Below are 10298 nucleotides of genomic sequence, written 5' to 3' on the forward strand. Positions count from 1 at the left end.
GCCCGGTACGGGTGGGGCCTCACGCCTGTTCGCGGAGCGGCCCCACACCTCACGGTAAGGACTTCGACGCAGGCAGCGCCCGGCCCGGAAGCCAAACCGGTGCCCTCACATCACGGACGCGACCTCGAGTCAGGCGTCGCCCGACTCGGAGGATGAACCGGCGCTCTCACCGGACGAGCCGTTCGGCGAGGGACGGCGGCGGCGACGACGGCGACGGCGCTTGCGCTGGCCTCCCGCGTCGGACTCCTCGCCGTCCGCTGCGGCGGCACGCGGCTGCGGCACCTCGCCGGCCTTCCAGGCCTCCAACTGCTCGCGATTCTCGCCCGTGGCCTCCACCGTCATCTCGAACACGGTGAGGGCCTCGCTGAAGAGGGGGTGCCGCTTGAAGGCGGCGCTGCGGCGACGGCGCTCACCGGACAGGGTGCGCTGGGCCAGCAGCAACATGCGGCAGCGCTCGGCGATGCGGCGCGGCAGACGCGCGGACTGGACGAAGCCCGCGAGCAGGTCTTCCACCACCTGCGACACGGACGGGCGGGCCTCCTGCGACTCCTCGGGCCCCGTCGAGCGGCTGATGGGAATCAGCAACATCGCCAGGAGGATGGCGTCGTCCAGCGCCTCGCCCGAGGACACGCGCCGGTCCAGCGACTCCGCGAAGGCGTAGAACGTCTTCTCGCCTTCCTTACCGTGCTGCTTGAGGTACGCGTTGACGGGCGGCAGGAGGATTTTGAGCGCGTCCAGCGCGTCCAGCAGCTTCAGCGCCGGCGCGGACACACCGCCGCGGATGAGGCGGAACGTCTCCTCCAGCAGGCGCGCGGGCGCGCAGCGGGGCAGGTCCTCCACCGCGCCTTCCATGGCCGCGTACGTCCGCGACTCGATGTCCAGGCCCAGCTTCGCCGCGAAGCGCACCGCGCGCAGGATGCGCACCGGGTCCTCGCGCATGCGCACTTCCGGGTCGCCAATGGTGCGGATGAAGCGCTCATCCAGGTCACGGCGGCCCCGGACGTAATCGATGACCCGCCCTTCGGCCACGTCGTAGAACAGGCCGTTGATGGTGAAGTCACGGCGGCGCGCGTCCTGCTGCGCGGTGCCGAAGACGTTGTCGTGGGTGATGAGCAGGTCCTCACCGTCCCCCTCATCCTCACCGCCGTTGGCCGCGTGCTCCAGCTCCGTCGGATTCGCACGGAAGGTGGAGACCTCGATGATCTTCCCGCCTTTGAAGTAGACGTGCGCCAGCCGGAAGCGCCGGCCAATCAGGCGGCAGTTGCGGAAGATGCCGCGCACCTCGTTCGGCGTCGCGCTGGTGGCGATGTCGAAGTCCTTCGGCTTGCGCCCCAGCAGCAGGTCACGCACGCAGCCGCCCACCATGTACGCCTGATGGCCGTGCTGGTGCAGGCGGAGCACCACCTTGAGGGCGTCCGGGTCCAGCTCGTCGGGGTCGATTTCCGCCGGCTCGCCGCTGGGCCGGACATGGGGCGCGTGCAGCGCGCGCTCATCGGGCGTCGGCTCCGGTTCGGGCTCCAGGACGATGGGGACTTCCTCGACGTCCTCGCCCCGGGCCTCGGCGGCGTCCTCGGCCTCTGCGGCGGCCAGCGCGGCCTCGGCGCCCAGGACGGCGTCGTCCAGGCCCGACTCGGTCGGGTCTATCTCGTCGTCATCTTCCTCGTCGTCCTCGTCCTCGGCATCCGCGTAGGCGGGGGCCGGAGGCGGCTCGGCGGGGGTGGCGACTTGTATCGAGGGGATTTCAGTTGGGGCCTGCTCGTCGGCGGCCACGGGCTTGGAGGCGCTGTCCTCTTCAGGGTGCGCCGACAGCTCCAGTTGGGAGTTCATGGGAACCTCTTGTTCGCCGCGCTCGGAAGTCCCTGCCGCCTCGGGAGAGGCAACCTCGCGCGCGTCATTCTCGGGCGCAGGTGGCAGCAGACCGCCGGCAGGCGGCGTCTCAGTCAAATCTCGTGTCATCAGCCAGGGACACCCCATCGGGGCGCTTGTAGGCCTGCCGTCTATACCGCATCCTCCGGGTAGGGAGTAGCGATGGACGACATTGTTGTCGGATGTCACCGGGCAGCGGGCTCCCCCGCCCGCTTTCCTGCTCCCAACCAGGGGACAGGGCACGCGCGAAGCGTGGGGGCCGCGGGCCTGTGTCCTGTATCAACACAGCGTCCGCCGGAAACGTTCTGGGGCCGGCCCGCGAGGGGAATGCAGGCCCACCCGGGGGGCAGCCGAGCGGCCTGCCCCTACTGCGGCTTGGTGCGCCCCTTGTGGTTCCGGGGCAGCGCGTGGTGGATGAGGGAGACGTAGTCCACCGCCTGCACCGGAGGGGGAGGCGGCGGCGTGCCCAGCGCGGCCAGGCGCTTGCTGAAGGCGGCCAGGATGTCCGGCATGGGCCGCATCGCCGCGAGCAGCTTGTTGGGCCCCTCCAGCGCCTGGGACAGCGCCACCGCCGCCTGCTGGAGCGGCAGCCCGCGCCGCAGCAGGTCCTGGAACGAGTTGGACAGGGTGATGATGTTGTGGCCCGCCGTCTGCACCATCTCCACTGCGATTTTCAGCACCTGCGGCGCCGTCAGGTGGCCGTCCGCCAGCAGCACCAGCGCGGCCTGGAAGTAGTTGAAGATGGGGACGACGCGCGGCCCGTAGGGCGTGAAGTGCGCGGGCGGCGTCAACCGGTCCAGGTGGATGAAGATGCGGCGCACCGGGTCGCCCACGGGAATCTTCTTCCACGCCTCGCGCACCCGCAGCGCGTCGTCCGGGTACACCCCGCCCGCCTCGAGCACCTGCGACAGCACGCGCTCGTCCACGCGGCCCGCCACCAGGTCCGCGAAGAGCGAATAGATGAACGCGTCCGCCTCCGCGTCGTCACCGAAGAGGACTTCCTCCGCCTCTACCGGCGCGTGCACCCGGCTCTCAAGAATCGCGGGCAGCTTGTAGCCCACCTGCCCGCGCAGGGCCCGGAAGCGGCCGCGCAGCAGGTTGCCCACGTTGTCCTTGAGGACGAACTCGTCCCACCGCACGCCGTCCAGCTTGAGCTTCTCCTCTAGCACGGCCCGCATCTGCTTCGGGCTGCCGGAGACGATGCACAGCCGCGAGTCCCCGTTCTCCGACAGCTCGCGGATGAGCGCGCTGGCGCCCGGCACGGCCACCTTCTGGTGGGCCTTCTGGAACGCCGTCCGCACCAGGTCACGGAGCGAGTCGAACTCCGTCTGGAGGTACGTCTTGTCCAAGTCCCAGCGATAGATGCGCCGGGGCGGACGCGGGTCGATGCGGTCCGGCAAGCTCACTTCTTCAGGCCTTCCCGGATGGCGGCGCCCAGGTTGTTCGACACCACCTTCGCCGCGACCTTCCCCGCGTTGGCGATGGCTCGCGACTTCGAACGCCCGTGTGCCTTGATGAAGATTTTATCGAACCCCAGGATGGGGGCTCCGCCGTACTGGTTCCAGTCGGTGATGTCCTTGATGCGCTGGATGCCGCTGGACAACATCGCGAGCCCCGCGCGCCAGCGCAGGCTCTCCTTGTAGGCGTACTGGGCCAGCTCCACCACCGTGTCGTGGACGCCCTCCAGCATCTTCAGGCAGACGTTGCCCACGAAGCCGTCGGTGACGATGACGTCCGCGGTGCCCTTCGGGATGTCGATGCCCTCCACGTTGCCGATGAAGTGGATGTCCTTCATCTCCGACAGGCGGGCATGGGCCTCCACCACGCGGGGCGGGCCCTTCTGCGGCTCGATGCCGTTGGACAGGAGCGCCACCTTGGGGCGCTCGTTCTGGGAGATGATGCGCGCGTAGGCGGAGCCCATCACCGCGAACGTCACCAGGTCATCCGCGGTGGCCTCCACCGTGGCGCCCACGTCCAGGATGAGGGAGAACGGGTCCCCCTTCGCGCCGCGCACCGAGCGCGTCGGGTACACCGTGGCCAGCGCCGCGCGCCGCACGCCGGGGATGAGCTGGAAGTGCCGGGCACACGCCAGCACGCCCGCGCCCGTGTTGCCCGCGGACACCAGCGCCTGCGCCTCGCCCTCCGCCACCAGCCGCGCGGCCACCGCCACGGACGCGTTCGGCTTGCGCGCCAGCGCCTCGCCTGGCTTCTCGTCCATGCCGATGAAGTCCGCCGCGTGCTGCACGGAAATGCGCTCGCCGTTGTGCTTCGTCTCCGCCAGCGCGTCGTCGATGAGGGTGCGGTCCCCCACCAGGAGCGTGTGGATGTGGGGGGACTCGAGCGACAGCATCGCCGCTCCCCGGACCACCTCGGCCGGGCCGTGGTCCGTTCCCATGACATCGAAGGCAATCGTCACTGGCTGCGGCTGCGTCCCCACCATGTCCTCCATCTTAGGACCTTTGCTCGGCCCCCGCGCCTGCCATTCTCGTCTGGGCCACCAGGGACAATCCCAGGAGCCCCGCCATCGCCACCATGCCCGCCGCCGTCCCGTACGGGGCCGTGGGCCCCAGCCGGGTGAAGAGCCAGCCCCCCAGCGCCGGCCCCAGAATCCGCCCCAACGAGCCGAAGGCCTGGTACGCCCCCAGCACCGCCCCCAGCCGCTCCGGCGGGGCATGCAGAGATACCAGGGCGGACAGACACGGTGTCACGAGCGCCGACCCCACCGCCAACAACCCCATCACTGGGAACAGCCACGCATAATCCGGCGCTACGGGCAACAGGGCCAGCCCCGCCGCCGTCAGTCCGAAGCCCACCGTGGCCAGCAGCGCCTCGCGCCCCGGCGCGCTCCCGGGCCCACCCGTCAGCCGGCGCACCAGCCCGCCCTGCACCGCCGCGGAAATCACCCCAATCGCCGCGAAGAGCCAACCGGAGCGCAGGCTGGCCTCGCGCAGCACGTCCAGGTCCGTCACCGCCGCCCGGAGGAACAGCCCACCTTCCTGGAGCGGCACCGGCCCGGACGACAGGAAGCGCGTCAGGAGGTAGACGGAGAAGGTGCCTTCCATCTGCGCGAAGGCGGTGGTGAACACCAGCATCAGCACCAGGCAGCGCCCCACCACGGGCAGGCTCATGGCCAGCGTGGCGCCCTTCAGCGTGCGCGCGTGCCCTTCCCCCGGGCGCCCCTCCACCCGCGTCTCCGGCAGGTAGAAGTACGTGCCCGTCAGGTTGATGGCCACCAGCCCCGCCGCGAACAGACCGATGGCGAGGTTGCCACCCCAGGCGCCCAGGAAGCCGCCCAGCGCCGGTCCCAGCACGAAGCCCAGCCCGAAGGCCGCGCCAATGACTCCCATACCCCGCGCCCTGTCCTTCGGCGTGGTGATGTCCGCCACCACGGCCTGTGCGGTGGAGATGTTGCCACCGGAGATGCCGTCGATGACACGCGCCAGGAAGAGCAGCGGCAGCGACTGCGCGAAGGCGAACAGTAGGTACGCCAGCAGCGAGCCCACCTGGCTCACCAGCAGCACCGGCCGGCGGCCGTACCGGTCGCTGAGCCGGCCCAGTATCGGGGCCGACACCAGCTGCATCAGCGAGAAGACGGAGATGAGCAGCCCCACCGTGAAGGGCGAGGCACCGAACCGCACGCCGTACACCCCCAACTGGGGAATCAGGATGCCGAACCCGATGAGGTCCAGCGCCACGATTCCGAAGACGACACGGAGTGACGCCGCCCGCCGCACCACCAGTTGCCCCTTTGCTGAAAAAAGAAAACCGCCGGAGCGCGAAGATAGCGCCCCGGCGGCTCGAATGGGGGAGAAGTCCCGGGTCCGAAGGGCTTTACATCGCCTCGGCGGACTGGACGTTCCGGTTCGCGGTGTCGCGCTCGATGCAGCCCTTGGTCATCGTGTACTGGTAGGTGCCCAGCTCGTCACGCCAGTACTCGCCCTCGTACGGCCAGTAGAGCTGGTCGTCCTGCACGGCGACGGAGTACTTGTACTTCTTGACGATGGCCGTGCGGCCGCCCGCCTTGAGCTGCTCCTCCAGGAACTCCTTCTCCTTGGTGGTCGTCTCGAACTTGATGCGCAGGCCGTTGGCCAGCAGTTGCTTGAGCGCCACCAGCTCCGTCTCCAGCTTGCCCTTGGCCATGATGCCGGCCTTGGAGATGAGCGCCGTGCGCTGCACCTTGAGTCCCTCCAGCAGGGCCTTGCTCAGCTCGGAGTACTTGAAGGTGTCCGCCCGGCTCGCGAAGGCGTCCATCTCCGCCTCCAGCTCGAGGATGGAGTCGTTCGTCTTGCGCAGGTCCTGGTCCGTCAGGGCCAGCCGGAGGATGCGCTCCAGGATGATGTCCGTCTCGTTCTTCTCCAGGCCGTCCTTGTTCTTCTTCTGCACGTCGGACAGCACCGAGTAGTACTCGCTGGCCTCCATGTTCTTCTTCACCAGCGCCTCCAACTGGTCGTGCACGGGCAGGTAGGTGCGCTCGAAGTCCTGGAGGATGATGTTGGACTCCCGGTAGCGGCAGTTCTCGTAATAGATGACCGCCTTCAGGATGAGCGCCTCCGGGAAGTACTCCTCGCGGAAGAAGGGCGACGACAGGGTGATGAGGCTGCCCAGCGCCTGCTCGTACTGGCCCACGCGGTAGTTGGCCCAGCTGGACTCGAAGAGGGCCTCCAGCCACTGGGTGTTCCCGCGCTCCACCTTGCCCAGGTAGAAGAGCGCGAAGCGGTTCTGCTGCATGCCGTAGTGCGTGCGAGCCAGCTGCATGAAGGCCAGCTCACGCAGCGACTTGTCCAGCTTCGCCTGGTCCGCCGTCTTGCCCGGCACCGGACGCGTGAGGCGGACGACTTCCTTCATCGCCTCAATGGCGGCCAGCATCTCCCCGTTGGCGCGCTTGGCCGCCGCGTCCTTCTGACGGCTGCCGTTGCGGAAGGAGGACAGGCCCTCCAGGTACTTGGCGCGAGGGAAGAACGGGTCGGTACGCGGAATGGTCAGCGCCAGCCGCTTCACCTCCGAGAAGCTCTTGTCGGCCTCCTCGGGCTGCCCCACCTGGTCCAGCGCGCGGCCACGCACGAAGTGGTAGCGCGCCAGCAGGTAGCGGAACTCGTTGCGGTACTTCTCAGGGAACTCCTGGTTCGCGTGACGGGCAATCTCGTCGAGGATGACCGTCTCGTTCTTCGTCTTGCGGCTGATGAAGAAGAGCCACTCCAGGCTCGTCTTGAAGAACTTGGTAGACGGGCCCAGGGAGAGGATCTTGGAGAACTCGCCCAAGGACGAGTGGTACATGCCCATGCGGTAGAGCGACTTGGCCAGCACGTAGCGCGCCTCGGTGTGCAGGCCCGCCAGCTTCGGGTCCTCCAGCAGCTCGTGCGCCGCCATGGAGGCCTTCTCGTACTCGTCGTTCTTGAAGAGGCTGACGGCCACGTCCAGGCGCTGGCGGTCCGCCGTCTTGCCGGAGACGTCCACCGCGTCGAAGGACATGGTGGGCGCGGCCGGCTTGGGCGCCTCCTGCGTCAGGTCCAGGCCCATGCCCATGCTCCCGGTGTTCGCGGGAGGCGAAGCCGGGGTGGGCGCGGGCGTGGAAGGGGCCGCCGCGGGTGCCGTCTCCGCGGGAGACACGCTCGTGGGCGCCTCGCTGGAGGAAGCAGCGGCGGCATCGTCGTCCGCGCCCTCCTCCTGCACCGGCACGGGCTTCGCCTTGTCGGCGCGGCTCTTGCGAGTGGGCTTCTTCTTGGAAGTGGTGCGCTTCTTCTTCTTGGACTGGCCGGCGAGGTCCAGGCCCTCGAAGTTCTGCGCGTAGGAGGGAGCCGTCCACGCGAGCGACAGCCCGAGGACGGCGACACGGATGAGCCGGAAGGAGCGCATCATGACTCGGACCCGAAGAAGAAGGAGACACCCAGCTCGAACAGGAGCTGGTTGCGCAGGTAGTTGCCGGACTCCGCGGTGCCCTTCTCCACGTAGATGAGGTCACGCAGCTCCGTGCGCAGCGTGATCCACCGGTTGAGGAAGAAGCGCGCGCCGACGCCCAGGTTGGCGCCCGGCGTGAGGTAGTTTTGCGCCTCCGCGCCCGGCGAGTCACCGGGACCGCGGTACTGAACCACCGAGGCGCCCGCGATGCCGTACAGGTCGAAGTGGACGAAGGCCTCCGCCAGCAGCGACACCTTGCCGTAGATGGGCGCCCACTGGACGTCCGCGCCGCCCAGCAGCTTGATCTGCCCCGGCGCGTTCCCGTCCAGCTCGTCGAGCGTGGGCGGCACACAGCCGCGCGTGGAGCCCTCGCCTCCGTCCCCGAACGTGCACTTCTGCGCCGCGCCGGCCACCGTGTTGATGGCGTAGCCCACGCGCAGGCTGACGCCCAACGTCTCCATGGGGTGGTACGTCAGCGTGCCGCCGAAGATGTACTTGCTGTAGAACGCGTCGCGCAGCGACAGCGTCGCGGACGGGCTGAACTCGAAGCGGCCCTTCTTGAGGAAGACGTGGCCGGAGACCGGCCGGACGCGCTCGCGCAAGGGCCCGAGCCGGTCCTTGTCGACCTCCGACACGTCGCCGGCTTCCGCCTCTTCGGTGGTCTGGGCGAAGCCCAGCACGGGCGCCGTCAGACAGAGGGCGAGGAGCACACGGAAGAAGCGCTTCATTCCGAGTCCCTCCCCGTCGACTTGAACGGCAGGAACAGCGAGATGCCTGCGTTGAGCGTCATGACGTTCTGGATGGCGCCCTTGCTGCTACCCAGGGGCTGATCCACATAAGAGGTGTTGATGAGGGCCACGTTGACGGCGATGTAGTCCTGAGCCACGAAGCGCATGCCCAGGCCCAGGTCAGCGGCCGGGTTGAGGCCTCGCCCCGGGAGCGCCGAGGTCTCCGTATTCACCACGCCCGCACCCGCAAGCAGGTAGCCGTCGAAGTGGAGGATGGAGTTGAGGAACGCCACCTTTCCATAGATGGGGCTCCACTCCACGTCGCCCATCGCGGACCACTGGGGCACCGAGTAGTAGATCTTGCTGTTGAAGGTCCGCTTCGCGGTGCGCACGTCATCCGACGGCAACACCTGCATCAGCGAGGCCCGGGCGGAGATGGCCAGCGTGTCCGCCAGGTAGTACGCGCCCCGGACCGACAACCCCACCTTCGAATAGAAGGGGTCGTTGACCGAGAAGCTCACCAGCGGCGTCAGCTCGAAGCGGCCCTTCTTGAGGTAGACCTTCCGCTGGACGCTCTTCACCCGGTCTTCCTGGGTGATGTCCGTCAGCGGCAACTGCGGATCCGCTTCCAATGGCTCGTCCGCGGGGCGGGACGCCGCGGCCGGTGTGGCCTCCTCCACCGGAGGAGGCGCGGGTGATTCTGCATCCTGCGATGACTCGGCCTGTGACTCGTCGGTGAGGTCGAGTCCCATGCCTTCCTGGCTCTGGGCGGATGCCAGTGCGGGCACCAGACACAGGGCGAGCAGCAACTTGGGGCGGTTCAAATCCGGAGGCTCCGTGAGGGAGGGGGGCGTAACTGCCACCGGGGGTTCAGCGCGACTCTCGGCTTGCACATCCTATCGGTCGTATTCCCAACCATCAACCGCGCTGAGCAAGCCCGGTTACCGCCTATCCCTCCGGTATTCCTTCACAATTCCACCCGATGTACCGCCGTACGGGGGCGTTGGTGTTCCAGGGGGCTGTGCTACCCTCCTGAGGCTCGCGGGCCCCGAGGTCCCGTGCCCCATCCCCCCTTTGTAGAGGTCAGAGGTCCCATGAAGATGTTCGTGCGAACCGCCCTCATGATGTCCGCCGCGCTCCTGTTGGGTGGCTGTGAGGTGGCCAGCGAGATTGGCAAGCCCTGCACGCTGGTGCGCAAGGCGACCCCCGAGGAACGGGCTGCCGGTAGTGATGTGGCCGTCGCCATCCTGGAAAAGGAGATCGCGGCCCAGCAGGACTTCATCTCGTTCGGATCCGTGAACTGCGAGGATCTGATCTGCGTTCGGGACCAGGACTACCCTCGGGCCCTCAATGAGGATGGATCACTGAACGAGAATGCTCCGGCGATGGGCTACTGCAGCAAGCCCTGCGTCGAGGGCGCGTCTTCGTGCGACGTGACGGACACCGACGACGTCAATCCGGACCTGCCCGGCCGGATGTCGTGCCGCCCGATGCTGCTGGATCAGGACACGCTGGATGCACTCCGCTCCGCGGACGAGGCCTTCTACCGGCGGACGTTCGGCGAGAACAACTCGCCCTTCTTCTGCGCTGGCGCGCTCATCCCGGATTGACCCACCCGACACTTTTCGCGCGGAGGGGTAGACCTTTCCGCGCGACTGGTTCGTAAAGGGAGGGCCCGCGCTGTTTCCGCAAGGAGCCCTGCCTCATGAACCGTACGGTCGTCTTCCTCAGTCTGGCTGGCGGTCTCGCGCTCACCGCATTGGTGCTGGGCTGTCTCTTATACACGTCTCCGAGCCCACGAGACGCTCA

At 68.2% G+C, this 10298-nt stretch carries 8 protein-coding genes; 1 reads left to right on the top strand and 7 read right to left on the bottom strand.

Going from position 1 to position 10298, the window contains the following annotated elements; genetic code table 11:
- Positions 1-129: 129 nt before the first annotated feature.
- The 7 genes from pcnB to FL344_RS21185 form a co-directional block, all read right to left on the bottom strand.
- Positions 130-1827, bottom strand: a complete 1698-nt coding sequence (gene pcnB / locus FL344_RS21155; protein WP_141619802.1) for a polynucleotide adenylyltransferase PcnB — start codon at positions 1825-1827, stop codon at positions 130-132.
- 404 nt (positions 1828-2231) lie between these two features.
- On the bottom strand, positions 2232-3272 hold the full coding sequence (locus tag FL344_RS21160) for a phosphatase domain-containing protein (protein ID WP_011552614.1): 1041 nt from the start codon (positions 3270-3272) through the stop codon (positions 2232-2234).
- Positions 3269-4306: a phosphate acyltransferase PlsX gene (gene plsX, locus FL344_RS21165; protein ID WP_090489927.1), complete on the bottom strand. Its 1038-nt coding sequence runs from the start codon at positions 4304-4306 to the stop codon at positions 3269-3271. The genes FL344_RS21160 and plsX overlap by 4 nt, the downstream gene beginning before the upstream one ends.
- A gap of 10 nt (positions 4307-4316) precedes the next feature.
- Positions 4317-5603 (bottom strand): MFS transporter, encoded by a 1287-nt coding sequence (locus tag FL344_RS21170; RefSeq protein WP_141619803.1) that lies wholly within the window; start codon positions 5601-5603, stop codon positions 4317-4319.
- A 94-nt stretch (positions 5604-5697) separates the two neighbouring features.
- Positions 5698-7719, bottom strand: a complete 2022-nt coding sequence (gltC, locus tag FL344_RS21175) for an adventurous gliding motility protein GltC (protein ID WP_194863193.1) — start codon at positions 7717-7719, stop codon at positions 5698-5700.
- On the bottom strand, positions 7719-8489 hold the full coding sequence (locus tag FL344_RS21180; protein WP_141619805.1) for an outer membrane beta-barrel domain-containing protein: 771 nt from the start codon (positions 8487-8489) through the stop codon (positions 7719-7721). Before FL344_RS21180 ends, gltC begins: the two co-directional genes overlap by 1 nt.
- Positions 8486-9313, bottom strand: coding sequence for an outer membrane beta-barrel domain-containing protein (locus tag FL344_RS21185; RefSeq protein WP_090489337.1), 828 nt, complete (start codon positions 9311-9313; stop codon positions 8486-8488). The genes FL344_RS21180 and FL344_RS21185 overlap by 4 nt, the downstream gene beginning before the upstream one ends.
- Positions 9314-9589: 276 nt before the next feature.
- Here FL344_RS21185 and cglC point away from each other — a divergent pair, with 276 nt between their 5' ends.
- Complete coding sequence (gene cglC / locus FL344_RS21190) at positions 9590-10099, top strand: adventurous gliding motility lipoprotein CglC (RefSeq protein WP_228565242.1); 510 nt, start codon at positions 9590-9592, stop codon at positions 10097-10099.
- Positions 10100-10298 lie beyond the last annotated feature (199 nt).

The sequence above is a fragment of the Myxococcus sp. AB036A genome, assembly GCF_006547355.1.
In the GTDB taxonomy this organism is placed as follows: domain Bacteria; phylum Myxococcota; class Myxococcia; order Myxococcales; family Myxococcaceae; genus Myxococcus; species Myxococcus virescens.

What these genes read in the sequence shown, in the direction of transcription:
- pcnB (WP_141619802.1), bottom strand. Translation starts at nt 1,827, where the DNA reads ATGAACTCCCAACTGGAGCTGTCGGCGCACCCTGAAGAGGACAGCGCC.
- plsX (WP_090489927.1), bottom strand. Translation starts at nt 4,306, where the DNA reads ATGGTGGGGACGCAGCCGCAGCCAGTGACGATTGCCTTCGATGTCATG.
- gltC (WP_194863193.1), bottom strand. Translation starts at nt 7,719, where the DNA reads ATGCGCTCCTTCCGGCTCATCCGTGTCGCCGTCCTCGGGCTGTCGCTC.
- FL344_RS21180 (WP_141619805.1), bottom strand. Translation starts at nt 8,489, where the DNA reads ATGAAGCGCTTCTTCCGTGTGCTCCTCGCCCTCTGTCTGACGGCGCCC.
- cglC (WP_228565242.1), top strand. Translation starts at nt 9,590, where the DNA reads ATGTTCGTGCGAACCGCCCTCATGATGTCCGCCGCGCTCCTGTTGGGT.